The organism is Pontibaca methylaminivorans (genome assembly GCF_900156525.1).
Lineage (GTDB): Bacteria > Pseudomonadota > Alphaproteobacteria > Rhodobacterales > Rhodobacteraceae > Pontibaca > Pontibaca methylaminivorans.
In genome coordinates, this window is sequence record NZ_FTPS01000001.1 from 674,592 (window position 1) to 700,831 (window position 26,240).

Annotated in this window: 19 protein-coding genes and 2 tRNA genes; 7 read left to right on the forward strand and 14 right to left on the reverse strand. The window is 67.1% G+C overall.

The genetic code is table 11. The features are described from left to right. The 11 genes from murC to mraZ form a co-directional block, all read right to left on the reverse strand. Positions 1-1,407, reverse strand: a complete 1,407-nt coding sequence (gene murC / locus B0B01_RS03320) for a UDP-N-acetylmuramate--L-alanine ligase (protein WP_076650031.1) — start codon at positions 1,405-1,407, stop codon at positions 1-3. 32 nt (positions 1,408-1,439) lie between these two features. Continuing rightward, a complete protein-coding gene (locus B0B01_RS03325) occupies positions 1,440-2,540 on the reverse strand; it encodes a UDP-N-acetylglucosamine--N-acetylmuramyl-(pentapeptide) pyrophosphoryl-undecaprenol N-acetylglucosamine transferase (protein ID WP_076647354.1) in 1,101 nt (366 codons plus the stop codon). Next, positions 2,537-3,703, reverse strand: a complete 1,167-nt coding sequence (gene ftsW, locus B0B01_RS03330; protein WP_076647356.1) for a putative lipid II flippase FtsW — start codon at positions 3,701-3,703, stop codon at positions 2,537-2,539. The genes B0B01_RS03325 and ftsW overlap by 4 nt, the downstream gene beginning before the upstream one ends. Before the next feature lie 135 nt (positions 3,704-3,838). Next, positions 3,839-5,233, reverse strand: a complete 1,395-nt coding sequence (gene murD, locus B0B01_RS03335; RefSeq protein ID WP_076647359.1) for a UDP-N-acetylmuramoyl-L-alanine--D-glutamate ligase — start codon at positions 5,231-5,233, stop codon at positions 3,839-3,841. A 16-nt stretch (positions 5,234-5,249) separates the two neighbouring features. After that, the gene (gene mraY, locus B0B01_RS03340) at positions 5,250-6,332 is read right to left on the reverse strand and encodes a phospho-N-acetylmuramoyl-pentapeptide-transferase (protein WP_076647363.1); all 1,083 of its coding nucleotides are present in this window, start codon (positions 6,330-6,332) and stop codon (positions 5,250-5,252) included. 11 nt (positions 6,333-6,343) lie between these two features. Continuing rightward, positions 6,344-7,780 carry a UDP-N-acetylmuramoyl-tripeptide--D-alanyl-D-alanine ligase gene (locus tag B0B01_RS03345; RefSeq protein WP_076647366.1) on the reverse strand — a complete coding sequence of 479 codons (1,437 nt, stop codon included), beginning with the start codon at positions 7,778-7,780 and terminating at the stop codon, positions 6,344-6,346. Then, positions 7,777-9,258, reverse strand: a complete 1,482-nt coding sequence (locus B0B01_RS03350; RefSeq protein ID WP_076647369.1) for a UDP-N-acetylmuramoyl-L-alanyl-D-glutamate--2,6-diaminopimelate ligase — start codon at positions 9,256-9,258, stop codon at positions 7,777-7,779. The genes B0B01_RS03345 and B0B01_RS03350 overlap by 4 nt, the downstream gene beginning before the upstream one ends. 27 nt (positions 9,259-9,285) lie before the next feature. After that, on the reverse strand, positions 9,286-11,070 hold the full coding sequence (locus B0B01_RS03355) for a peptidoglycan D,D-transpeptidase FtsI family protein (protein ID WP_076647372.1): 1,785 nt from the start codon (positions 11,068-11,070) through the stop codon (positions 9,286-9,288). After that, the gene (gene ftsL, locus B0B01_RS03360; protein WP_076647375.1) at positions 11,067-11,420 is read right to left on the reverse strand and encodes a cell division protein FtsL; all 354 of its coding nucleotides are present in this window, start codon (positions 11,418-11,420) and stop codon (positions 11,067-11,069) included. Before ftsL ends, B0B01_RS03355 begins: the two co-directional genes overlap by 4 nt. Beyond that, positions 11,417-12,439: a 16S rRNA (cytosine(1402)-N(4))-methyltransferase RsmH gene (rsmH, locus tag B0B01_RS03365; RefSeq protein ID WP_076647378.1), complete on the reverse strand. Its 1,023-nt coding sequence runs from the start codon at positions 12,437-12,439 to the stop codon at positions 11,417-11,419. The genes ftsL and rsmH overlap by 4 nt, the downstream gene beginning before the upstream one ends. A gap of 4 nt (positions 12,440-12,443) precedes the next feature. Then, on the reverse strand, positions 12,444-12,947 hold the full coding sequence (gene mraZ / locus B0B01_RS03370) for a division/cell wall cluster transcriptional repressor MraZ (RefSeq protein ID WP_076647381.1): 504 nt from the start codon (positions 12,945-12,947) through the stop codon (positions 12,444-12,446). 912 nt (positions 12,948-13,859) lie between these two features. Between mraZ and B0B01_RS03375 the strand changes: the two genes are divergently transcribed. Further along, positions 13,860-14,078, forward strand: coding sequence for a DUF1127 domain-containing protein (locus B0B01_RS03375; RefSeq protein ID WP_076647384.1), 219 nt, complete (start codon positions 13,860-13,862; stop codon positions 14,076-14,078). 462 nt (positions 14,079-14,540) lie between these two features. Here B0B01_RS03375 and B0B01_RS03380 read toward each other — a convergent pair whose 3' ends face one another. Further along, a complete protein-coding gene (locus tag B0B01_RS03380) occupies positions 14,541-16,898 on the reverse strand; it encodes an ATP-dependent helicase (RefSeq protein ID WP_076647387.1) in 2,358 nt (785 codons plus the stop codon). Between the two features lie 266 nt (positions 16,899-17,164). Here B0B01_RS03380 and B0B01_RS03385 point away from each other — a divergent pair, with 266 nt between their 5' ends. Both B0B01_RS03385 and B0B01_RS03390 read left to right on the forward strand, forming a co-directional pair. Then, the gene (locus tag B0B01_RS03385) at positions 17,165-20,641 is read left to right on the forward strand and encodes a pyruvate carboxylase (protein ID WP_076647392.1); all 3,477 of its coding nucleotides are present in this window, start codon (positions 17,165-17,167) and stop codon (positions 20,639-20,641) included. 113 nt (positions 20,642-20,754) lie between these two features. After that, positions 20,755-20,829: transfer RNA gene (locus B0B01_RS03390), tRNA-Gly, on the forward strand. Positions 20,830-20,960: 131 nt separating this feature from the next. On the opposite strand, the gene B0B01_RS03395 is transcribed toward B0B01_RS03390, so the two are convergent. Further along, positions 20,961-21,626 carry a GntR family transcriptional regulator gene (locus B0B01_RS03395; RefSeq protein ID WP_076647395.1) on the reverse strand — a complete coding sequence of 222 codons (666 nt, stop codon included), beginning with the start codon at positions 21,624-21,626 and terminating at the stop codon, positions 20,961-20,963. Then, positions 21,623-22,315: a M48 family metallopeptidase gene (locus tag B0B01_RS03400; RefSeq protein ID WP_076647398.1), complete on the reverse strand. Its 693-nt coding sequence runs from the start codon at positions 22,313-22,315 to the stop codon at positions 21,623-21,625. The genes B0B01_RS03395 and B0B01_RS03400 overlap by 4 nt, the downstream gene beginning before the upstream one ends. Positions 22,316-22,414: 99 nt before the next feature. Between B0B01_RS03400 and B0B01_RS03405 the strand changes: the two genes are divergently transcribed. From B0B01_RS03405 to B0B01_RS03420, 4 genes are all read left to right on the forward strand, one after another. Continuing rightward, entirely contained in the window at positions 22,415-22,744 is a 330-nt protein-coding gene (locus tag B0B01_RS03405) for a TIGR02300 family protein (protein WP_076647401.1), read from the forward strand. 94 nt (positions 22,745-22,838) lie between these two features. Then, positions 22,839-22,914, forward strand: a tRNA-Ala gene (locus B0B01_RS03410). A gap of 395 nt (positions 22,915-23,309) precedes the next feature. Continuing rightward, positions 23,310-23,849, forward strand: coding sequence for an AAA family ATPase (locus B0B01_RS03415; RefSeq protein ID WP_076647404.1), 540 nt, complete (start codon positions 23,310-23,312; stop codon positions 23,847-23,849). Positions 23,850-24,348: 499 nt separating this feature from the next. Continuing rightward, the gene (locus B0B01_RS03420) at positions 24,349-26,235 is read left to right on the forward strand and encodes a monovalent cation:proton antiporter-2 (CPA2) family protein (protein ID WP_076647406.1); all 1,887 of its coding nucleotides are present in this window, start codon (positions 24,349-24,351) and stop codon (positions 26,233-26,235) included. Positions 26,236-26,240: the final 5 nt, after the last annotated feature.

A 26,240-nucleotide genomic window follows, 5' to 3' on the forward strand; every position in this document is an offset into this window, starting at 1 on the left:
TCAGGCAACATCCCGGCCAAGATGCGCCGGCAGCGCATTCGCCCAGGCGCTGATCGTGCCGGCGCCAAGACAGACCACCATGTCGCCGGGCCGGGCCTCTGTCCGCACGAAACGCGCAAGATCGTCCTCACCGCCGAGCGCATGGACCGCGCCGCGGCCGCGGCCGGCCAGCGCCGCCACCAGCGCATCGCGGTTCACCCCGTCGATGGGCGGCTCGCCGGCCGCATAGACCTCGGTTATGGCGACGACATCGGCCGCATCGAAACAGGTCTGGAACCCGTCGAACAGCGAATGCAGCCGGGTGAAGCGGTGCGGCTGATGTACGGCGATCACCCGCCCCGAACAGGCCTGCCGCGCCGCGTCGAGCACCGCCGCGATCTCGACCGGGTGATGCGCATAGTCGTCGATGATCGTGACGCCGTTCACCTCGCCGATATGGGTAAAGCGCCGGTTCACCCCGCCGAAGGCGGCCAGTGCGGCGCGGATACGCCCGGGCTCCATGCCGAGATGACGCGCCACCACCACCGCCGCGAGCGCGTTCAGGACATTGTGGTTGCCGGGCATGGGCAGGGCGCAGTCCCGGATGGTGTCGCCCTCGGGCCCCAGTTCGATGTCGAAATGCGCGGCGCAGCCCTCATAGCGCAGGTTGACCGCGCGGACCTCGGCCTGCGGGCCGAAGCCGTAGGTGACGACGCGCCGGTCGGTCACGCGATCGACCAGCGCCGCGACCTCGGGGTGATCGGTGCAGCAGACCGCCAGCCCGTAAAAGGGAATGTTGCTCACGAATTCGAGGAATCCGTCGCGCAACCGGTCGAAATCGCCCCAGTGATCCAGGTGCTCGGGGTCGATATTGGTGACGATGGCGATGGTCGCGGGAAGCCGGGTGAAGGTGCCGTCGCTTTCATCGGCCTCGACCACCATCCATTCGCCCTGCCCCATGCGCGCATTGCTGCCATAGGCGTGGATGATGCCGCCATTCACCACCGTGGGATCGAACCCGCCGGCAACCATCAGTTCGGCCATGAGCGTGGTCGTGGTGGTCTTGCCGTGGGTGCCGGCGATCGCGATGTTGGATTTCAGCCGCATGAGCTCGGCCAGCATCTCGGCGCGGCGCACCACCGGCAGGTGCCGGCGGCGGGCCTCGTCGAGTTCCGCGTTGCCGCACCGGATCGCCGAGGAAATCACCACCACCTCGGCCCCGTCCAGATGGGCGGCATCCTGTCCGATGAAGATGCGGGCACCGAGCGATTCGAGCCGCTCGGTGATCGGCGACGCCCGCAGGTCCGAGCCCTGCACCCGGTAGCCATGTTCCAGGAGCACCTCGGCAATGCCCGACATGCCGATTCCGCCGATGCCGACGAAATGGATCGGGCCGACATCGAGCGGGAGTTTCGTTGCTGCATTCATGGCCGGGCTTCCATCAATCGAGCTTCCATCCATCATGGCTTAGCGCCCCTTTCCGACAGTTCCAGAACAAGCGCAACCAGTCTCTGGGTCGCGTCGGGGATCGCCGCACCCCAGGCGGCGTGCGACATCTGCACCGCCGCATCCGGGTTGCCGAGGATCAGGCCGATCTGCCCGGCGAGCACCTCGGCATCGAGCCGGCTCTCGGGGATCAGCGTCGCCGCGCCGGCTTCGACAAGGACGCGGGCATTCGCGGTCTGGTGATCGCCGGCCGCGGCGGCATAGGGAATGAGGATCGCCGGGCGCCCGATCACGGTCAGGTCGGCGATGGTCGAGGCGCCGGCCCGGGCGATGACCAGCTGCGCCTCGCTGATGCGGCGCGCGATGTCCTTGAAGAACGGCTTGACCTCGGCCTGGATGCCATGGGCGGCATAGGCGGCGGTGACGCGTTCGCCATCCTCGGCCCGGGCCTGATGGGCCACGCGCAGGTGGCCGCGCAGGTGTCCGGGCAGCGCCGCGACGGCATCGGGCACCACGTCGGAAAGAATGCGCGCCCCCTGACTGCCGCCGATGACCAGCAGCGACATCGGATAATCTCCGGGCGGGATATAGGCCGCCTGCGCCCGTTCGAGCACGGCCTTGCGCACCGGATTGCCGGTCTCGACCCCGTTCGCGCCCGCGGGCAGTTCCGCCGGCCAGACCCCGCAGGCGACGCAGGCAACGCGGGGCGCAAAGCGCAGGTTCACCCGGCCGAGCCGTCCGTTCTGTTCGTGGATCATGCGCGGCAGCCGCAGGAACTCGGCCGCGGCGAGAGCGGGGATGCTCGGGTAGCCGCCAAATCCGACAACGACCGAGGGCCGGTCGCGCCACATTCCCCAGACGGCGGAGGCGATGCCGGTGGCGATCTTCGGCGCGGCGAGCAGTTTTGCCACCGTGCCGCCGCGCGCCGGGCTTGCGCTCTGCACCTCGGAAATCTCGGTCGAATGGGGGAAGCCGCCGGTATAGCGCGCCCCGCGCGAGTCGGTCGAAAGCCGCACCCGCCAGCCCCGGTGCAGCATCGCCTCGGCCAGCGCCTGCGCCGGGAACATATGCCCGCCGGTTCCGCCGGCGGCCATGACAAGCAGCGGCGCCTTCATCCCGCGCGCCTTCGCATGAGTTCCGCCACCTCGCCCTGCGGGCGCGAGCGGGTCATGGCCAGCAGCATCCCGACCGCGATCCCGCCGGCGATCAGCGACGAGCCGCCATAGCTCACGAAGGGCAGCGTCATCCCCTTGGCCGGAACCAGCCGCACCGCCACCGCCATGTTGATCATGGCCTGCACCCCGAAGATCGCGACAAGCCCGGTGCCGGCAAGGCGGATGAAAAGGTCGCGCTCCCGCATGAGCCGCAGCAGCGACCGCAGGACCACTATAGTATATAGTGCGATGATGATGAGCACGAGGATCAGCCCGTATTCCTCGGCGGCCACGGCGACGATGAAATCGGTATGCGCATCGGGCAGCGACCACTTGACCTGGCCTTCGCCGACGCCGACGCCGAACAGCCCGCCTTCGCGGATCGCATTGGTCGCATAGCCAAGCTGCGTGGTCGGGTCGATCTCGGCCGACAGGAAACCGTCGATACGGCGGGCGAAATGTTCCGAATTGGAATAGGCGAGACTGCCGCCCATCACCGCCAGCCCGGCCATGACCAGAAGCAGGAACATGGGCGCCCCGGCGATGAAATACAACACGCCCCAACCGAACAGCACCAGCGCCGCCTGCCCGAAATCGGGCTGGAGCGCCAGCATCAGCACGATCGCCCCGCACAGCGCGAAAGACCAGAGCGTGCCGGGCGGGCCGTTGATCTCGCGGCTTGCGGCCATCATCCAGGCGGCGGTGACCATGAAGGCGGGTTTCAGGAACTCGGAGGGCTGAAAGCTCGCGAAGCCGAGCGAATACCAGCGCGTCGCCCCCTTGCCGAAATCGGTGCCGAACAGCGGCAGAAGCGCAAGGGCGACGAAGAACAGCACGAAACCCATCACGGCAAACCGCCGCACCATGGTCGGCGACATCATCGAGGTCAGCCACATGGCAACGAGCGCCGCACCGCCGAACACCGCCTGCCGGGTGACGTAATAGAACGGATGGAACCCGTTGCGCTCGGCCAGCGGCACTGACGCCGCAAGCCCCAGCAGCAGCCCGATCACGAAAAGCAGCAACACGCAACTCATGGACCAGCGGTCCACCGTGCGCCACCATTTGGGAAGAATCGGCTCGCCGTCCCGTTCGGGCACGACGCCATAGACCATCTCAGTCATGGTTGCTGCTGCTCATTGCCTGTTTCACGCCCCGTTTTTCCGGAGTCTGTCGGGTCAGCTTACAGCAGAACTCGCTGTCAGGCCAGCATCTTCGACGCTGCGGAATGCAGTTTTCAGGGCACCCGGTCGCCCGCGTCAAAGGTGCCGGCGGACCATGGCGGTGAAATCGGCGCCGCGCTGTTCGAAATTGTCGTATTGATCGAAACTCGCCGCCGCCGGGGCCAGCAGGACGGTATCGCCCGGGGCGGCATCGGCCGCGGCGCGCGCGACGGCGGTCGCCATGTCGGTGCAGATCTCGGCCTCGACATCAAGCTGCATGGCAAAAGCCGCGGCCTCGCGCCCGATCACATAGGCCTTGACCACCGCGCCGGTCTGCCCGCGCAGCGCGTCGAGCCCGCCTTCCTTTTCCAGCCCGCCGCAGATCCAGCGGATGCGGGGAAAGGCGGCCAGCGCGCGGGCGGCGCTGTCCACATTGGTGGCCTTGGAATCGTTGACGAAGGTCACGCCACCCGATTCGGCCACCACCTGGCTGCGATGCGGCAGCCCGGGAAAGGAATGCAGCGCGGACTCGATCACCCGCGGCGCAAGCCCGAGACTGCGCGCCACGGCCCAGGCGGCGCAGGCGTTCTGGTGATTGTGCGCGCCGGGCAGCCCGCGCACCGGGCGCAGATCGGCCGCCCCCACTTGCCGGCCCTTGCGATATTCGGTCAGGAACCCCTTGCGCACGAAGACATGCCAGCCGGCCGAAGTCAGCTTGCGCGTGACCGAGACCTGGATCACGCGATCATCGCCGCGCGCCTCGGAAAGCTGGTTCGAGAGGAACTGCCCTTCGGTCTCGTCCACGCCGATCACCGCCCGGTCGGGCGCGCCTTCGGCGAACAGGCGGCGCTTGGCCGCGAAATACCCCCCGCGCCCGGCATGGCGATCCAGGTGATCGGGGCTCAGGTTGGTAAAGACGGCGATATCGGGCGTCAGCGCGCGGGCAAGCTCGGTCTGGTAGCTGCTGAGTTCGAGCACGACCACCGCGCCGTCGCCCGGCGGGTCGATGTCGAAAACCCCGCGGCCGATATTGCCCGCAAGCTGGCTGTCGCGCCCGGATTCGCCCAGGATGTGGTGAATGAGCGCGGCCGTGGTCGATTTCCCGTTGGAGCCGGTCACCGCCACCACCCGGGGCGGCATGTCGTGGCTGGCCCAGTCGCTGGTCGCGAGCGAACGGAAGAACAGCCCGATATCGTTGTCGAGCGGCACCCCCGCCTCGAGCGCAGCCGCCACCACGGGATTGGGCGCGGGATAAAGATGGGGAATGCCGGGGCTCAGGATCAGGGCGCTTGCCGATTCGAGCACGCCGCCGCGCAGGAGATCGGTGCAGAGGAGTCCCTCGGCCTCGGCCGCCTCGCGTGCCGCCGGGTTGTCATCCCAGCAGAGCGGCTCGGCCCCGCCGGCCCTGAGCGCCCGCGCCGCCGCAAGCCCCGACCGGCCAAGCCCGAGCACCGCGACCCGCTCGCCCGCGTGGCCCTGCGCCGGGATCATGGGGCCGGGCGGCGCATCAGCGCACCTTGAGCGTGGCGAGGCCGATCATGGCGAGGATCAGCGAGATGATCCAGAACCGGATCACCACGGTGGATTCGGCCCAGCCCTTCTTTTCGAAATGGTGGTGAATCGGCGCCATCAGGAACACCCGCCGCCCGGTGCGCTTGAAGTACAGCACCTGGATGATGACCGAAAGCGCCTCGGCCACGAACAGCCCGCCGACGATCGCCAGCACCAGTTCATGCTTGGTCACCACCGCGATCGCGCCAAGCGCCCCGCCCAGCGCAAGGCTGCCGGTATCGCCCATGAACAGCGCGGCGGGCGGCGCGTTATACCAGAGAAACCCGAGCCCCCCGCCACAGAGCGCGGCGCAGAACACCAGCATCTCGCCCGAGCCGGGGACATAATGCACGTCGAGGTATTCGGTGAAATCGACCCGCCCGACCGCATAGGCGATGACCCCGAGCGTCGCCGCCGCGATCATCACCGGCATGATCGCAAGCCCGTCGAGCCCGTCGGTCAGGTTCACGGCATTCGCGGCGCCGACGATCACGCAGATCACGAAGGGCACATAGAACCAGCCGAGGTTGAGCAGCACGTTCTTGAAGACCGGCATCGCAAGCTGCCCCTGGAGCTCGGGCGGATGGAACCAGACCGCCCCGATCGCGGCGATGAAGGCGATCAGCACGCCAAGCGCGATGCGCACCTTTCCCGGCACGCCCTTCGTGTTCTGCCGGCTGACCTTGGCGTAATCGTCCGCCAGCCCGATCAGGCCGAAGCTCAGCGTGACGAACAGCACGAGCCAGACAAGCCCGTTGTCGAGCCGTGCCCAGAGCAATGTCGCCGTGATCAGCGCCCCGACGATCAAAAGCCCGCCCATGGTCGGCGTTCCGGCTTTGGTCAGGTGGGTTTCGGGGCCGTCGTCGCGGATCGGCTGCCCCTTTCCCTGCCGCTTGCGCAGCACCGCGATCAGCGGCCGTCCGAAGACGAAACCGAAGATCAGCGCAGTCAGGAACGCCCCGCCGGCGCGGAAGGTGATGTAACGGAACAGGTTGAAGAAATCACCGCCATCCGAGAGGAACGTCAGCCAGTACAGCACTTGGGATGGTCCTACTCGTGGTTCGGGGCGGGATCGGTTCCGCCATGCGGCATTTTGCGGATTGCGTCAACGACGGCAGCCAGGTTCATGCTGAGCGAGCCCTTCACCAGCACCAGATCTCCGGGGGCGATCTGCTCCTTGAGCGCGGCGACCATCGCGGCGCTGGTTTCGGCGCGGATCCCGCGCCGTTCGGGCGCAAGCGCCTCGTGCAGGGACCGCATGAGCGGGCCGATGCAATGCACCCGGTCGATTCCGGCGATGGCCGGGTGGCCGGCGATCGCGGCATGGAGTTCGGGGCCGCGGGGGCCGAGTTCCTTCATGTCGCCGAGAATCGCGATCCGCCGCCCGCGCGCCGGCGGCGTGGCCGCCGCAAGCGTGTCCAGCGCCGCCGCGACCGAGCCGGGGTTGGCGTTATAGGAATCGTCCATGAGCGCGATCACCTGATCCGTATCAACGGCGTCGAGCGGCACGAGTTCGCGCACCCCCCGCCCCGCGACCGGCGCCCAGCGCCCGAGGCTCTGCACCGCGAGCGCCGGATCGCAGCCCAGCATGAGCACCGCCGCCAGCGCCCCGAGCCCGTTCATGGCGAAGTGGCGCCCCGGGCTCTGGATACGGAACAGGAGCGGCTCGCCCCGGGCTTCGGCGCGCACGGTGAGCGCCTCGTCCTGCATCCGCACATCAAGCAGGCGGAAATCCTGCGCGTGTTCGCCGAAGTCCACCACTTCGGCCCCGCCGCGCAGGGCATGATCGCGCAATATGGCGCTCTGCGCGATGTCGGCATTGATGATCGCGCTGCCGCCCGGCTCGAGCCCCTCGAAGATCGCCGCCTTTTCGCGGGCGATCGCCTCAACCCCGTCGAATGCCTCGAGATGGGCCGGCGCGATGGTGGTCACGAGCGCCACATGCGGGCGCGCCTGATGCGCAAGCGGGGCGATTTCGCCGGGATGGTTCATGCCGATCTCGATCACTGCGAACTGCGCGTCCTGCGGCAGGCGCGCAAGCGTAAGCGGCACGCCCCAGTGATTGTTGTAGCTGGCGACGCTGGCGTGCACCCGCCCCTGATCTCCGAGGATCCGGGCCAGCATCTCCTTGGTCGAGGTCTTGCCGACGCTTCCCGTCACACCGATGACCTGCGCCCCCGACCGGGCACGTCCCGCGCGCCCCAGCGCCTCGAGCGCCGCCTGCACGTCCTCCACGATCAGGAGCGGCGCCTCCGGCCCAATACCTTCGGGCACACGCGACACGAGCGCCGCGGCGGCCCCCCTCGCAAGCGCTTCGGGCACGAAATCATGTCCGTCGCGGGCCGCACTGAGCGCAACGAAAAGGTCGCCCGCGACAAGGGTGCGCGTGTCGATGGACACCCCGCCCGCGCGCCAGCACCCGGTCGAGCCGTCCTGCGCGCGCCCGCCCGTTGCCGCGGCCGCTTCGTCCGCGCGCCAGAGGCTCATGTGGGCCGCCCGTCGAGTGCGGCGACCGCGATGCTGGCCTGTTCCGCATCGTCGAACGGCAACACCGTGTCGCCCACGATCTGGCCGCGTTCATGCCCCTTGCCGGCGATCAGCAGCGCATCCCCCGGGCCGAGCGCATCGACCCCGCGCAGGATCGCCTCGGCGCGGTCGCCGACCTCGCTCGCGTCCGGCGCGCCCTCCATGATCGCGCGGCGGATCAGGGCCGGATCCTCGCTGCGCGGATTGTCGTCGGTCACGATCACCAGATCCGCGTTCTCCGCCGCTGCCCGACCCATGAGCGGCCGCTTGCCCGCGTCCCGGTCGCCGCCGGCGCCGATGATTGCGATCAGCCGCCCCATCACATGCGGGCGCAGCGTGGCAAGCGCCGTCGCCACCGCCGCCGGGGTATGGGCATAATCGACGAAAACGGTGCCGCCGTTGTCACGAACCGCCGCAAGCTCCATCCGCCCGTGCACGGTGACGAGTTCGGCAAGCGCGGCAAAGACCGGCTCGGGCTCTTCGCCGCAGGCGATGGCCAGCCCGGCCGCAAGCAGCACGTTTTCGGCCTGGAACCCGCCGATCAGCGAAAGCCGCACCTGCACCGCCTTGTCCCCCCAGGAAAAGCGCAGATCCTGCCCGCTCGCATCGAAACGCTGGCCGAGCAGGGCAAGGTCGCCCTCCTCGCGCCCCACGGTGATCACATTCACGCCCCGCGCCGCCGCGACCGCGCGCATCTCGCGCCCGTAGCGGTCCATGAGGTTGATCACGGCGGTGCCGTCCTCGGGCAGCAATTCCCCGAAAAGCCGGGCCTTGGCCGCGAAATAGGCATCGAGGTTCGGGTGATAATCGAGGTGATCCTGCGAGAGGTTGGTAAACCCCGCCGCCCGCAACTGCACCCCGTCAAGGCGATGCTGAAGAAGGCCATGGCTCGACGCTTCCATCGCGGCGCGGGTCACGCCGGCACCCGCCGCCTCGGCCAGCACGCGATGAAGAGTGATCGGATCCGGCGTGGTATGCGCCAGCGGTGCGCTCCATGCGCCCTCGACGCCGGTCGTGCCGATGTTGATCGCCTCGCGGCCGAAGCGGGTCCAGATCTGGCGCAGGAAGCTCGTGACCGAGGTCTTGCCGTTGGTGCCGGTCACGGCGGCGATGACCGGGGGCTGGCGCCCGAACCAGAGCGCCGCGGTAAAGGCCAGCGCCTCGCGCGGGTGCCCGGTCACCACGAGCGCCGCCTCCGACGCGGCCAGTTCGGACTGGGCGATGCGCACCCCGGCGGGATCGGTCAGGATCGCCGCCGCCCCCATGCGCAGCGCGTATTGTATATAGCTGCCGCCATGCACCCGCGATCCGGGGAGCGCGGCGAAAAGATAGCCTTCGCGCACGTCCCGGCTGTCGAGCGCGATGCCGCGGATCAGCGGATCGCGGCCGCCGCGCGCGGTGAGGGCCAGCTGGCTCAGTGGTTTCGCCGGTATGTCCATCATCCACTCCGCCGCCGGATCAGCCCCTTACTGGGACGCAAGCGTTATAGCAAGGTCGCTCACCGGTTCAATCTCCGGCCGCAGCCCGAGCAGCGGCGCGATGCGGCGGATCATCTCGGCCGCGACCGGCACCGCCGTCCAGCCGGCGGTGCGGCGATCCTCGTCGGTCGAATTCTCGATCGGCTCGTCCAGCGTGACGATCAGGACATATTTCGGGTCATGGGCCGGAAAGATGCTGGCAAAGGTGGCGATCACCTTGTCCTTGTAATAGCCGCCCTGGGGTTTGGGCTTGTCGGCGGTGCCGGTCTTGCCGCCGACGGCATAGCCCTCGACCTCGCCGAAGCTCGCGGTGCCTTCGCTGACCACCTTGCGCAGCATGGTGCGCGCCTGGCGGGCCGCCTGTTCGGAGATGATGCGCGGCCCGTGCTGGGGCCCGTCGCGCTTGAGAAGGGTCGGGCTGACGTAATGCCCGCCGTTGGCGATCATGGCATAACCGGCGGCAAGGTGCATCGGGCTGACCGAGAGGCCGTGACCATAGGAAATCGTCATGGTGGAAAGTTCCGACCATTTGGCGGGCCTGAGCGGCTTGCCGCCCCTCGCCTCGACGATCTCGAACCCGGTCGGGTCGAGAAAGCCCAGCTTGTCGAAGAACTGCTGCTGGCGCTCGGCCCCGATCTTCTGCGCCAGCCGCGCGGTGCCGATATTCGACGACTTGACGATGATGTTGGTCACCGACAGCTCGTTGCCGTAATTGCGGAAATCGCTGATGCGGAAACGCCCCCAGCGCAGCGGACCCTTGGTGTCGATGATCGTGTCGGGGCGCACGAGCCCGAGATCCAGCGCCTGCGCGACGGTGAAGATCTTGAAGGTGGAGCCGAGTTCGTACACCCCCTGCACCGAGCGGTTGAACAGGGGGCTCACCGAAGGATCGAGCCCGCTGGTCGCGGGGCGCGGGCGGTCGTTCGGGTCGAAGTCGGGCAAGGAAACGACCGAGATCACCTCGCCGGTATGCACATCCATCAGGATCGAGGTCGCGCCCTTCGCGTTCATGAGCTTCATGCCGCCCGAAAGCACGCTTTCCGCCGCCGACTGGATCGTGAGATCGAGCGAAAGCTCGAGCGGGCGATCGCCGTTTCCGGGATCGCGCAGATAGCCGTCGAACTGCCGCTCGACGCCGGCAACGCCGATCACCTCGGCCGCGTTCACGCCTTCGCGCCCGAAAGAGGCGCCGCCCAGCACATGGGCCGCAAGATGGCCGTTCGGATAAAGGCGCATCTCGCGCGGGCCGAACAGCAGCCCCGGTTCGCCCAGATCATGCACCGCCTGCTGCTGTTCGGGACTGATGCGCTTCTTGATCCAGAGGAACTTGCGCGCGCCGGTGAAATCCTTGAGCAGGCGCTCCTTTTTCAGGTCGGGGAAGATCTCCGCCAGCCCTTCGGCGGCGGCGGCCGGATCCACCATCTGCGGCGGCTGGGCATAAAGCGAATGGGTCTCGAAATTGGTGGCGAGGATGCGCCCGTGCCGATCGACGATATCGGCGCGCTGGTTGACGATGGTCGGCCCGGCGCGGCTGATGGCGGGTTCCGCCGCCTCGGATGTGGCCAGCATCCCCATCCGCCCGCCAACGGTGACGAAGGCGCAGAAGAAGAACAGGCCAAGCACCAGCAGGCGCCCCTCCGCACGGGAGCGGGCTCGGTCCTGCATTTCGGCATGGCGCAGGCGGATGTTCTCGTGCTCGATCGCCTCGACATTCTCGCCGCGGTCGCGGGCCGGAAGAACACGCGCCAGCGGGCGCAGGGGGATGCGGGTCATGGAAAGGCCTCGTCATCTGGATTTGGCGGGAGTTCGGTCGGATCATCGACCTCGGGCACCGGCGGCGGCGGATAGGAGACCTCGTCAACGCGGCCGAACTGTTCCGAATCGAAGGGCAGCAGCCCGAGCCGGTCGAAATTGATCTCGGCCAGTTCCATCAGCCGCGAGGGGCGGTTCAGATAGGCCCATTCGGCGCGCAGCACGCTCATGCGCAGGCGCGCCTCGCCGATCTGGCGTTGCAGTGAACGCGCCTCGCGCAGCGCCTGCTGGGTGGAATAGTTCTCGCGATAGGCCCAGAAGGCCAGCCCGAAGACCGCAAGCACGGTCAGCACATAGGAAAGCGCCCTCATCGCCCGCCCCTTTCCGCCGGACGCAGCACGGGCGGCATGGCGATGGCACGGGGATCGACCGGGCGGGCGGGGGCATCGGTCCGCCGGGCGATGCGCAGCCGCGCCGAACGCGCGCGGGGGTTTTCGGCAAGCTCCGCGGCGTCGGGCTTGATCGCCTTGCGGGGGTCGAGCGTGAACCCGGCCGGCTCGGCCTGTTCCTCCGGGGCGTGACGGCTGCCGCCACCGCCCTGCCCGGCGCGAAGCGCGAAAAACCGCTTCACCATCCGGTCCTCGAGCGAATGGAAGGTCACGACCGCAAGCACCCCGCCGGGTTTCAGCACCCGTTCGGCCGCCATGAGCCCCTGGAACAGCTCCTCGTATTCGCGGTTCACGGCAATGCGCAGCGCCTGGAAGCTGCGCGTGGCGGGGCGCGCCTGTCCGGGCCTGGCGCGGGGCAGACAGGATTCGACGACGGCGGCCAGTTGCAGCGTGGTTTCGAGCGGCGCATCACTGCGCGCCGTGACAATTGCACGGGCGATCCGGCGGGCGGCGCGTTCCTCGCCATAGAAATAAAGGATGTCGGCAAGCTCTGCCTCGCTTGCGCGATTGACGAGGTCGGCGGCATCCGGCCCCTCGCCCGACATGCGCATGTCGAGCGGCCCCTCCCGCATGAAGGAAAAGCCGCGCTCCGACTGGTCGAGCTGCATCGAGGAAACGCCAAGGTCGAGCACCACACCGTCCAGCCCGACATCTTCGGCAACATGTTCGTCCATCTGCGAAAACAGCCCCTGGCGCAGCACCAGCCGCTCGCCGTAATCGCCGGCCCATGCGCGCGCCATCTCGAACACCATGGGGTCGCGGTCGAGCGCGATCACCTGTTCCGCACCTGCGTCCAGCAGCGCCCGCGTATAGCCGCCCGCGCCGAATGTGCCGTCAAGCCAGACCCCCGTAACCGGTGCCGCGGCCTTCATCAGCGGGCGCAGCAGAACCGGAACATGCGGGACCGGAGCGGGCGCGGGTGGAGTGGGCGCAGGCACCATCGGTTCACTCCTCCGGTGCGGCGTCGAGAAGTTCCAGCGGGTCGAAATCTTCGGGGAACGCGTCGAGCCATTCCTCGGTGCGGGTCAGTTCCTCGGATTCATAGGTCTCGGGCTTCCAGATCTGGAAGGTGTCGCCCGCGGCAATGAAGAACGCCTCGCCCTCGAGCCCGATCTTGGCCCGCAGCTTGGCCGGCAGGACGATGCGCCCGGTTTCGTCCACGTTGGTGGGAAAGGACTGCCCGTGAAACAGGCGCTGCAGCATCTTGCGCTGCATCGAGCCGCGCGGCATCCGGTCGATCTTTGCATCGACCTCCTCGATCGCCTCGATGGTGTAGCATTCAAGATAGGTGCGGCGGTGATCGCCATAGACGATGACCAGTTCGGGGTTGAGCCCTTCGGTCCAGTTCGGGTCCGAGGCTTCGAGCACGCGGCGGAACATGGCCGGGATCGAAACCCGCCCCTTGCCGTCCACCTTGTGCCGGCTTTCGCCCCTGAACCTGCGCCCCAAGTCGTCCTGCCCTCCGCCCCCGCATCAAACCCGCCCCTTGAAGGCGGAAACGGCGGGTTGATCCGCTGCCACTGATCAACCCGCCGCCCTCGTCCCGCTTTGCGGGTGTCCGACTGCGCGCGCCACCTGGGGGGATGTCTGCTCGCTCGCGCGCCGGATCTCTTTGATCTGATGAAGCCGTTTGCCTGTATGAAACCTTGTTTTTCTTGTCGTTTGGTCCGGGGTACTGCGTCCCCGTGTGCTGTCGCCCTCATCCGATGGACCAAGGAATGGCACGGGATTTCATGGTACGCAACTGTTTTTTCACGGTACCTGCTACTGGATGTTGTTAACCCTCTGTGGATAACTCAACATATTGATCATTATGCAACAGTATCGTCGCAGGCTTTAGTAAGGCGCACAAAGGAGATTGCTATATATTGTGATCGTTAACACAGAACTGTGACTTTCCGTGAAAGGTCGAAAATTTTTTCTTTATTCCTCTTGCTTCGAGTTTGTTCCTGATTTGACCCCGCAGCGCCATCCGGCTTTTCGGCTCGAATCGGGGATCCGGGAGACGATTCGAGGATTTTTACGACCGTGATACGAATCCGGGCCATGCTTTCCCATGCCGAACCGCCCGTCCCATGGATCGCCATGCGCTTCCACCCCTTCGGGGCGGAAAGCACTCCCGTCGGGCCGCCCGCCCGGGCTGCGCGGCGGACCGGCCCTTCCCGACCCGGGCGACGCAAGAGAACCGCGGCACAGCGGCGGGTGAAACTCCCAGGAAAATTTGATGCCGCTGGGGAAAGTTTATTGCAACCATGCACTTGCTGCATAGCGGCATTGCCTTTCCGTCTATTGTGCAGATGCAGCAAATCGCTATCTATCGGACACAACGAAGCCGCAACGAATAATGAAGAGGTGTCTAAAATGAGCGATGCAACCTTCTCCGCCATCGGTGCCCGCGGCAATTCCGATCGCTCGGCAAACCCGTTCCGGGGCGTGATGCAATGGCTTGGCCGCATCGGCCGCTACCGGCAGACGCTGAATGCGCTTGCCGAACTGGACGATCGCGCGCTGCACGACCTGGGGCTCCAGCGCTCCTCGATCAAGAGCGTGGCCTACCAGGCCGCCTACGGCCGCCGCTGAGCGAACCCCCGGGGTGAGCGCGGCGTTCCGAACGCCCCGCCCCGGACCCCGCGCGAAACCGCGCTCATGACCCTGATGCGGCGCCCGGGCGCCGACAGGACAACAGATAGAACACATCCGGCAAGGGTTCCTCCCTCCCTATCCATTGCCGGATGACGCGGAGAGCCGACCCTGTCCTCCTCCCAATCGCAGGGCGGTTCACAAGCGGCAGCATCCACCCTCCCGGATGCTGCCGCCAAATCCGCCGGACCGGCATGACAGGTCCACAAGCCGACACGAGGGCATTCCGCGGAACTTCTCCCTGCCGCCGGTCTGCCCATGGAAGACGGCAGCGCCTTTCTCCCGGGCGCTGCCGTTTTTTGTTTCCTGTTCCGGTTTATCGGTTTCCGGGTTTGTCGTTCCGTCATGCGCGCCGGAATGTTCCGCAACCGCGCATGACAGGGCCCGGAACGGCGCCGCCGTCTAGAACGGCACGTCCTCGCCTGCGCTCACATACCGCGCGACGACCTTCTTCGGCCCCGCCTTCTCGAAATCGACCGAGAGCTTGTCGCCCTCGATCGCGGTGATCGGGCCATAGCCGAACTTCTGGTGAAACACCCGCTGCCCGACGACGAAGCTCCCCGCGGCCTCGAGGTCGAGCACCTGCCGTGCCCCCGGAGCATCGGCGCCGCCACGCACCTGCAGGCGCTGCTGCAGGCGCCGCCAGCCGGGCGAGTTGTACCCATCGGCCTGCGCCGCGCGATCGTCCAGGTCATGCTCCTGCGCCGGAGCGGTGTGCCCGGCCCCGACCCCGTGGCCTCCGTAAAGCCCGGGCGGTGTCAGCACCTCCACATGGGCCTCGGGCAGTTCGTCGATGAAGCGCGAGGGCATGGACGACTGCCACTGTCCGAAGACGCGGCGATTGCCGGCAAAGCTGATGGTGCAAAGTTCGCGCGCCCGGGTGATGCCGACATAGGCAAGGCGGCGCTCTTCCTCGAGCCCGGGAATGCCGCTTTCGTCCATGCTGCGCTGGCTCGGAAACAGCCCGTCCTCCCAGCCCGGCAGGAACACCGCCGGAAATTCGAGCCCCTTGGCCGCGTGCAGCGTCATGATCGAGACCCGCGCGGCGCCGTCGTTCTGGTCGTTGTCCATGACCAGACTCACATGTTCCAGAAAGCCCTGCAGGTTTTCGAAGGCATCAAGCTGGTTCACCAGTTCCTTGAGGTTCTCGAGCCGCCCCGGCGCATCCGGCGACTTGTCGTTCTGCCACATCTCCGTATAGCCGGATTCGTCGAGGATGATGCCGGCAAGCTCCATATGCCCGGGCTCCCCCTCTCCGGCCATGCGCCCCCAGCGGGCAATATCGGCCGCGAGCCGCCCGAGCGCCGCGCTGCCCTTGCCCTTGATCATGCCCTGTTCGACCGCGATGCGCGCGCCCTCGAGCAGCGGCACGTTGTGCTCGCGGGCGATGCCGCGGATCACCTGCCGGGCCTTGTCGCCCAGCCCGCGCTTCGGGGTGTTCACGATCCGCTCGAAGGCAAGGTCGTCCGCCGGGCTCATGACGATGCGGAAATAGGCCATGGCATCGCGGATCTCGAGCCGCTCGTAGAAGCGCGGGCCGCCGATCACGCGATATGGCAGACCGGTGGTCAGGAAACGATCCTCGAAGGCGCGCATCTGGTGGCTTGCCCGCACGAGAATGGCGATCTCGTCAAGGTCGAAGGGACGCATCCCGCGGGTGCCGCCCTGCATCGATTCGATTTCCTCGCCGATCCAGCGCGCCTCCTCCTCGCCGTCCCAATGGCCGATCAGACGCAGCCGCTCGCCCGAGTCGAGTTCGGTCCAGAGCGTCTTGCCAAGCCGGGACTGGTTGCCGGCGATGACCGCGCTCGCGGCGGCGAGGATATGCGGCGTGCTGCGGTAGTTCTGTTCGAGCCGCACCACCCTCGCACCCGGGAAATCCTTTTCGAACCGCAGGATGTTGCCCACCTCGGCGCCGCGCCAGCCATAGATGGACTGGTCGTCGTCACCGACGCAGCAGATGTTGTGATGCCCCCCCGCCAGCAGGCGCAGCCAGAGATACTGCGCGATGTTGGTGTCCTGATATTCGTCCACCAGTATATAGCGGAACCGGCGGCGATACTGTTCGAGCAGATCCTCATGGGTCTGAAAGATCGTCACCATGTGCAGCAGCAGGTCACCGAAATCGACTGCGTTCAGTTCGCGCAGGCGCGCCTGATACTGCGCATAGAGTTCGGGCCCGTGCCGGTTGAAGGCGCCGGCATCGGCGGCGGGCACCTTGTCCGGCGTGCAGGCGCGGTTCTTCCACGCGTCGATGATCCCGGCCAGATGCCGCGCGGGCCAGCGCTTTTCGTCGAACCCCGCCGCCTGCACCAGCTGGCGCAGCAGGCGCAGCTGGTCATCGGTATCGAGGATCGTGAAATTCGGCTTCAGCCCGACGAGTTCCGCATGACGCCGCAGCAGCCGGACACAGATCGCGTGAAACGTCCCGAGCCAGGGCATGCCCTCGACACCGTGGCCCAGCATCTCGGCGACGCGCTCCTTCATCTCGCGCGCGGCCTTGTTGGTGAAGGTCACGGCCAGGATTTCACCGGGACGCGCGCCCCCGGTGTTCAGCAGATGCACGATGCGCGCGGTCAGGGCGCGGGTCTTTCCCGTACCGGCCCCCGCGAGCATCAGCACCGGCCCCTCGAGCGTCTCGACCGCCTCGCGCTGCGCCGGGTTCAGCTGGTCAAGATAGGGCGCGGCCCGCGCGCCCATGGCCCGGGCGGAGAGCGGCAGGCCCCTGCTGTCTGCGGAATCGTCTGTCTTGTCCACCATGGTCGGGAACCTAATATGCCGGACCGCCGAAGGAAAGACGTGTTCGGCCTATGTTCCGCCGCCATGGCATATTCCCGCGCCGTTCCCCGCCGGCCCCGTGTTTCGGCCTTTCGGGTTTTTCCATTTTAAATCAACCGGATTCCGGCCCTGCGCAAGATTGTTGTTTTCACCGCGGAACTGCCGTAAACAACTTGCTGCCGGCCGACGGGCGATTTACGTCATCTCCCAAACATCCTAGAACCCTGCCAAATCCTGGGGGAGCATTCATGCCAGAATTCAAGAAAATCCTGATCGCCAACCGCGGCGAGATCGCCATCCGCGTCATGCGGGCCGTCAACGAGATGGGCAAGCGCACCGTCGCGGTCTATGCCGAGGAAGACAAGCTGGGGCTGCACCGCTTCAAGGCGGACGAAGCCTATCGCATCGGCGAGGGACTCGGCCCCGTGGCCGCCTATCTGTCGATTCCCGAGGTGATCCGCGTCGCCAAGGAAAGCGGCGCCGACGCGATCCACCCGGGTTACGGGCTGTTGTCGGAAAACCCCGAATTCGTGGATGCCTGCGCCAAGAACGGAATCACCTTCATCGGCCCCCGCGCCGAAACCATGCGCGCCCTTGGCGACAAGGCCAGCGCCCGGCGCGTGGCGATCGAGGCCGGTGTGCCGGTGATCCCGGCGACCGAGGTTCTGGGCGACGACATGGACCTGATTCGCGCCCAGGCGGCCGAGATCGGCTATCCCCTGATGCTCAAGGCGTCCTGGGGCGGCGGCGGCCGCGGGATGCGGCCGATCATGGACGAATCCGAACTCGAGACCAAGGTCCGGGAGGGCCGGCGCGAGGCCGAGGCCGCCTTCGGCAACGGCGAGGGCTATCTTGAAAAGATGATCACCCGCGCCCGCCACGTCGAGGTTCAGATCCTCGGCGACCGCCAGGGCAACATCTATCACCTGTTTGAGCGCGACTGCTCGGTGCAGCGCCGCAACCAGAAGGTGGTCGAGCGCGCCCCGGCCCCCTACCTGACCGAAGAACAGCGCGCCGAGGTCTGCGAACTTGGCCGCAAGATCTGCGCCGCGGTGAATTACGAATGCGCCGGCACGGTCGAGTTCCTGATGGACATGGACACCGGCACGTTCCACTTCATCGAGGTGAACCCCCGCGTCCAGGTCGAACATACCGTCACCGAGGAAGTGACCGGCATCGACATCGTGCGCGCCCAGATCCTGATCGCCGAGGGCAAGACCCTCGCCGAGGCGACCGGCAAGGCGTCCCAGGCCGACATCCGGCTGAACGGCCACGCGCTGCAGACCCGCGTCACCACCGAGGATCCGCAGAACAACTTCATTCCCGATTACGGCCGCCTGACCGCCTATCGCAGCGCGACCGGCATGGGGATCCGCCTTGATGGCGGCACCGCCTATGCCGGCGGCGTGATCACGCGCTATTACGACAGCCTGCTGACCAAGGTCACCGCCTGGGCGCCGACCCCCGAGATGGCGATCGCCCGCATGGACCGCGCGCTGCGCGAGTTCCGCATCCGCGGGGTGTCGACCAACATCGCCTTTGTCGAGAACCTGCTGAAGCACCCGACCTTCCTCAGCAACGAATACACCACCAAGTTCATCGACGAGACGCCCGAGCTGTTCCAGTTCTCGGCCCGCAAGGACCGCGGCACCAAGGTGCTGAACTATCTCGCCGACATCATCGTGAACGGCCACCCCGAAACCAAGGGCCGCGTGCGGCCCTGTTCGGAGGTGGCCGAGCCGCGCCCGCCCGCACAGCGGGGCGAGCCGCAGATGGGCACGCGCAACCTGCTTGAACAGAAGGGGCCGCAGGCGGTCGCAGACTGGATGTCGGCGCAGCGCCAGGTTCTGGTCACCGACACCTCCATGCGCGATGCGCACCAGTCGCTGCTGGCGACGCGGATGCGCAGCATCGACATGATCCGGGTGGCCCCCGCCTATGCGGCGAACCTGCCCAACCTGTTCTCGATGGAGTGCTGGGGCGGCGCCACTTTCGACGTGGCCTATCGCTTCCTCCAGGAATGTCCGTGGCAGCGCCTGCGCGACCTGCGCGAGGCGATGCCGAACCTGATGACCCAGATGCTGCTGCGCGGCAGCAACGCGGTCGGCTACACCAACTATCCCGACAACGTGGTGCAGGAATTCGTGCGCCAGGCGGCCACCAGCGGCATCGACCTGTTCCGCGTCTTCGACAGCCTGAACTGGGTCGAGAACATGCGCGTCGCCATGGATGCGGTGCTGGAACAGAACAAGCTGCTCGAGGGGGCGGTGTGCTATACCGGCGACGTGCTCGATCCCGACCGCGCCAAGTATGACCTGAAATACTACGTCGCGCGCGGCCGCGAACTGCGCGAGGCAGGGGCCCATATCCTCGGCCTGAAGGACATGGCCGGGCTGCTGAAGCCCCATGCCGCCAAGGTGCTGATCCGCACCCTGAAGGAAGAGGTCGGCCTGCCGATCCATCTGCACATGCACGATACTGCCGGGGTCGGCATCGCGACCTATCTCGCCGCCGCCGAAGCGGGGGTCGATGCGGTCGATTGCGCCATGGACGCGCTCTCGGGCAACACCGCGCAGCCGACGCTCGGCTCGCTGGTCGAGGCCCTGCGCCACACCGACCGCGACACCGGGCTCGACATCACCGCGATCCGCGAGATCTCGGACTACTGGGAAGCGGTGCGCGGCCAGTATGCCGCCTTTGAGACCGGGCTGCAGTCGCCCTCTTCCGAGGTCTACCTGCACGAGATGCCGGGCGGCCAGTTCACCAACCTCAAGGCGCAGGCGCGCAGCCTCGGGCTCGAGGAACGCTGGCCCGAGATCGCCCGCACCTATGCGGACGTGAACCAGATGTTCGGCGATATCGTGAAGGTCACGCCGAGCTCGAAAGTCGTCGGCGACATGGCGCTGATGATGGTGAGCCAGGGGCTGACGCGCGAGCAGATCGAGGATCCCAAGGTGGATGTCTCCTTCCCCGATTCGGTCATCGACATGATGCGCGGCAATCTCGGCCAGCCGCCGGGTGGTTTCCCCGAAATGATCGTCAAGCGGGTGCTCAAGGGTGAAAAGCCCAATACCGACCGCCCCGGCAAGCACCTGCAGCCGGCTAACCTGGAGGCCCTGCGCGCCGAAGCCAGCGAAAAGCTGGGCGGGCAGGAGATTGACGACGAGGATCTGAACGGCTACATCATGTATCCGAAGGTGTTCGTCGACTACATGGAGCGGCACGAGCAATATGGTCCGGTGCGCAGCCTGCCGACCCGCGCCTTCTTCTACGGGATGGACCCGGGCCAGGAGATTTCGGCCGAGATCGACCCCGGAAAGACGCTGGAAATCCGCTACCAGGCGCTGGGCGAGACCGACGAGAACGGCGAAGTCCGCGTGTTCTTCGAACTGAACGGCCAGCCGCGGGTGATTCGTGTCGCCGACCACAAGGTGAAGGCAACGGCGGCTGCCCAGCCCAAGGCCGATCCGAACAACCCGGGCCATATCGGCGCGCCCATGCCGGGTGTCGTCGCCACGGTCGCGGTGGCCGCCGGGCAGGAGGTCATGGAAGGACAGCTTCTGCTGACCATCGAGGCCATGAAGATGGAAACCGGCCTGCACGCCGAGGCCGCGGGAACGGTCCGGGCCGTCCATGTGAGCCCCGGCACCCAGATCGACGCCAAGGATCTGCTGGTCGAGCTCGACACCACCACGGGCGCCGGCAAGGACAGCGAAAAGGCGTGAACCAGACGGCGCCGCGGCCGTATCACCGGTGGAAAACCGACGCCCCGCCACGGGACTGAATTTTCCACTTGCGGTTCGCGGCGCTTGTTTATATCTGACGGCACATAAGGAGCGCGGGCGTAGCTCAGGGGTAGAGCATTACCTTGCCAAGGTAAGGGTCGTGAGTTCGAATCTCATCGCCCGCTCCAGATTTCCGCAGACAGATCAGATGTTTCGGAATGCCGGCTTCCGGCAGCAAGGGCGCCCCGCGGGGCGCCCTGTTGCGTTGCGCCGCACGGCACGTCCCCCCGTTCGCCGCCCCGCCCCCACGGGGCCTGTGTCACCCGGTCAGCATCCGCAGCCCCTGGATCACGTCGGCCCGCACCGCAAGGCGCAGCCCCGGCTCGTCCCCCGCTTTCAGCGCGGCGACGATATGGCGATGATAGCGCGGCGCATCGTTGCGGCGCAGGCGCTCGTAAAGCGCGCGCATGCTGGGGCCGAGCTGCAGCCAGACCGTCTCGGCCACGGCCAGCATGGCCGGCGCCTGCGCGCGCAGATAGAGCGTGCGGTGGAACTCGAGGTTGCTGCGGGTGAAGCCGACCGCATCGCGGCGCCGCGCCGCATCGGCAACGGTCTGGTCGATCGCGATCATCCGGTCGATCAGCGCGAGATGGGCGCGCGGCAACGCCCGGCTCGCCAGTTCGACCTCGATCAGGGCACGGAGCGCGGCAAGCTCCTCGATCCGCTCGGCGCCGGGCGCGGGCGTCGAAATCCGCCCCGAGGCCGAAAGCGTGAGCGCGCCTTCTGCCGCAAGCCGGCGCACGGCCTCGCGCGCGGGAGTCATCGACACCCTGTATCGCCGGCCGATGCCGCGCAGGGTGAACCCCTGGCCGGGCTCCATCTCGCCCCACATGATCGCCGCGCGCAGATTGCGATAGACGCGCTCATGCGCGGCGAGCCGGCCTTCCGCGCCCCGCACCGGGCCTGCCGCGCCGTCATCGTTCATGATGGCGGCTCGAAACGGTAGCGGTGCAACTCGTGCCCGTTCACGCGCAGCCAGTCGCGCATATGGGCCCAGGGGCCGTGGATGCGCTCGACCGCGGCCCAGAAGGCGCGCGAGTGATCCATATGCGCCAGATGCGCGACCTCATGCGCCGCGACATAGCGCAGAACCCCGGGCGGGGCGAAGACGAGCCGCCAGGAGAACATCAGCGCGCCCTGCCACGAACAGGATCCCCAGCGCGAGCGCGTGTCGCGCAGCGTGATCCGCCCATAGGGCCGCCCCAGCGCCGCCGCATAATGGTCCGCGGCCGCGGTCAGCCGCTCGCGCGCCCGTTCCCGCAGCCAAGCCTGGAGCCGCGCCGGCGCCGCTGCTTCGGGAACGGCGATCTGCCCGACCCCCGGCACCACGCCCCGGCCGGTGCCTGGCACGATCCGGTGCATTACTCCTTCAACAGGGATTTCGACCCCGATCGCGACCTGGACAAGACCGGGCCGCCGCGCAAGGCTGCGCCGGATCCAGTCCTCGCGGCTGCGGGCGAAATCGAGCGCATCGGCCTTTGGCGCGCGCAACGGCAGGGTCAGGGTCACCCGCCCGTCGATCCGCGAAACCCGTAGCGTGATGCGCCTTGCCCGGGCCGAACGGCGCAGGGTGATCGGCACCGGCGGAGAGCCCGGCAGAGAGTGTTGTTCCATGTGCGCTCCTGCGCTTGTCAAAGGCTTTGACAGTCCCAATCTCCTGTGGCACCTGACCGCAATCATCGACACGACTCAAGCATGATCGAGAGGATTCCCATGCCCAAGGAAGAATGGGGCGTCAAACGCGTTTGCCCGACCACCGGCAAGCGGTCCTACGATCTGAACCGCGATCCGATCGTCAGCCCCTATACCGGCGAGGTGGTGGAACTGGACCTGACAAAGGGCCGCATGATCGCCGCCGACGCCGAAGACGCCGCCACGCTGAAATCCCGCAAGCGGGACACCGACGACGAGGACGGCGCGGTTCTGGACGACGAGGACGAGGACAACGTCACCGTCGATCTGGACGACGACCTGCTCGAAGAAGACGATGACGATGTTTCGCTCGACGACATCGCCGATGTCGCCAAGGAAGACGACGAATAAGCCGATACGCCCGCGCGGACGGGGGACAGGGGCGGAAAGCGGTTTTTCCTCTTGATCCCGCCCGGGGGAGCCCTTAGAGAACGGCACGGACAAGGGGGCCTTAGCTCAGCTGGGAGAGCGCTTGCATGGCATGCAAGAGGTCAGGGGTTCGATCCCCCTAGGCTCCACCAATCCGCATCTGAAAAGCGCCGGGCAGATTTGCCGCTCTTGCCAGAGGATTTGCCTCTGACTAGGCAATTTGTGCCGAAGCGGGCGTTCGGAGCAAGGCCTTGAGGGCCGCGCCCGACCTTGGGAGGGCGCTCGTGGCATCAATGCTGAGAGTGACCGTATCGTGCGCAAACCGTTGGTTCGATGCAGAACGGCGCCCATGCGCCCTCCCGGGGGGAGGGTCGGGCGCGGCCCGGGCAAGCCCCGGGCGAGGCGGTGACCGGTCATCGTGATCTTTGCCAATCTTTGAAACGCACAGCCGGGTGCTGTTTTTCCTGTGACGGTTCATGCTGCTGCGGTCCGCGCTTCAGGCGCGCCTGACGGCCGCGCAGCCCCCTGTCAGACCCGAGGAAGGCCCATGAGCGACCGTTTCTTCGTCGTGACGGGCGGCCCCGGTGCCGGCAAGACCAGCCTCATCGAGGAACTCGCCCGCCGCGGCTTCCACACGATCCCCGAATCCGGCCGCGCGATCATTCAGGACGAAATGCGCCGGGGCGGCAGCGCCCTGCCCTGGGCTGATCGCACCGCCTTTGCCGAGAGGATGCTGCAGCGCGACCTGGACGCCTATCGCACTGCGCAGACCCGCACAGGGCCGGTGATCTTCGACCGGGGCGTTCCCGACATCCTCGGCTACCTGACGCTCTGCCGACTTCCGGTTCCGCCGCAACTCGCCGCAGCCGCCGAAACGGCCCGCTACAACCGCCGCGTTTTCCTGGCACCCTATTGGGACGACATCTTCACGCAGGACGCCGAGCGCAAGCAGAGCCGCGCCGAGGCCGAAGCGACCTGCGCGGCGATGCGCGCGACCTATGCCGCGCTCGGATACGACATCATGGAGCTGCCACGCGCAGATACCGCGCGGCGCGCCGACATCGTCGCGGCGCATCTGGAGTGCTGACGTAAAGCCATGCCGTCCGGCCGGGGTCATCCGCGGATACCGGGTCGGGCACCGGACACTTACCCGGAGGGCAAGCAACGGCAAGCGACCGCCGGGTTTGTCCCGTCGGCGGCGGGACTCCTCCATTTCCCACGCGGCCCCGACCGGGGCGGATTTAGTGTTTTACATGGGTATCCTGCTCGTTATTCTGTTGACGATCCACTGGAAAGTTCCCCATGCCTGACGGAGGCGTTGCGCCCGCACTCCCCTTTCCGAGAGACAGCCGCCGGCAGAGCCGCTGCGGATCACGGCATCATTTTGAGCGCGGACGCGGTCACGAACACGATCACACCCCGGAAGACCGCCCAGCCATGCGAACCGGCCAGCGCCTGATTTCCGGCCGACCGGCGGCCGGCATGCTCGCCCCCCTTCCGTCCGGGCCGCCCCGCGCCGGTGCTGACAACCCGGCGCCGCCCGGGCGCCGCGGCCTCCGGCCGGGCTGATCGGAGACCGGCGCCGCGTGGAAATCTTTCTCTATCAGGCTTCGATCTACCTGGCGGCGGCGGTCATCGCGGTGCCCTTTGCGGCACGATTGGGGCTCGGCTCGGTGCTCGGCTACCTGGCAGCAGGCATCATCATCGGTCCGGTGCTCGGGCTGGTCGGCGCGGAAACCGAAGAGTTGCAGCATATCGCCGAATTCGGCGTGGTGATGATGCTGTTCCTGATCGGGCTCGAGATCGAGCCGCTCGCGCTCTGGAGCATGCGCCGGCGCATGTTCGGCCTTGGCGGTGCGCAGGTTCTGCTGACCGCGCTCGTGCTCATGGGCGCGGCGATGCTGCTTGGCCAGCCGTGGCAGACCGGGCTTGCGATCGGGCTGACGCTGGCGCTTTCCTCGACCGCGATCGTGCTCCAGACGCTTTCGGAAAAGGGGCTGATCCAGACCCGGGGCGGGCGATCCATCTTCGCGGTGCTGCTGATGCAGGATCTGGCGGTGATCCCGATCCTTGCACTGATGCCGCTGCTTGCGGTCGGCGCGCGGTCCGCCTCGCCCGAGCAGATCGCCGCCGAGGCACAGGAAAAGGCGTTCTCGATCGTGGACGGGCTGCCCGGCTGGGAGGTGACGCTGATCACCGCCGGGGCGATCGGGGCGGTGATCCTTTCCGGCATCTACCTCACGCGGCCCCTGTTTCGCTATATCCACGCCGCCAACCTGCGCGAGATGTATACCGCGCTGGCGCTGCTGATCGTGGTGGCGATATCGTTCCTGATGACGCTGGTCGGGCTTTCCCCGGCGCTCGGGGCATTTCTGGCCGGGGTGGTGCTGGCCAATACGGAATTCCGCCATGAACTGGAAAGCGACCTGAACCCGTTCAAGGGGCTGCTGCTCGGGCTGTTCTTCATCACCGTCGGCGCGGGAATGAATTTCAATGCCTTTTTCCAGGAAGCCGACAACCTGGTCGAACTCGCCCTGCTGGTGATCCTCGTCAAGGGAAGTGTGCTTTATCTGCTCGGGCGGCTTTCGGGGCTCAAGGGGCGCGACCGCTGGCTGTTCAGCCTGTCGCTGGCGCAGGCGGGGGAATTCGGCTTCGTGCTGGTCGCCTTTGCCGGACAGGTCGGGGTGTTTTCCGACCGGCTCGCGGATGAAATGCTGATGATCATCACACTCAGCATGCTGATCACGCCGCTTCTGTTCATCCTTTACAACGTGGTGTCGGCCCGGATCACCGACCCGAAGCGTGAACTGCCCCCCGACACCATCGACTTTCAGGCCGCGGTCATCATCGCCGGGGTTGGCCGTTTCGGCCAGATCGTGAACCGGCTGGTGCGCGCAAGCGGCTTCCGCACCGTGGTGCTCGACAGCGACATGGACAAGATCCAGCTGATGCGCCGCTTCGGCTTCAAGGGATTCCTCGGCGATCCGACGCGCCCCGAACTGCTGGATGCCGCGGGGCTTGCCCGGGCGCGGGTGCTGGTCGCGGCCATGGACGGGCGCGAAAAGATCACCCGTCTTGTCACCTATGCGCGGCGCCAGCGGCCCGACCTGCATATCATCGCCCGCGCCTATGACCGCTCGCACGCCTATGAGCTTTACCGGGCCGGCGCCAATGACATCGTCCGCGAGATGTTCGATTCCTCCCTGCGGGCCGGGCGCTATGTGCTTGAAAACGTGGGCCTGACCGAATTCGAGGCCGCAACGGCCGCCCGCACCTTTTCGGCTCACGACCGTCATGCGCTGCAGCAGCTTGCCGAGGTCTGGAACCCCGACATCCCGGCGACGCAGAACACCGCCTATATCGAACGCATGCGCGCCCTGCAGCAGGAACTGGAGACCGAGTTGCTCAATCAGGTGCGGGGAAAGGCCCCGCCGCCCGAGACACCGCCCGAACCGGCCCCCGAATCCGCCTGAACCGC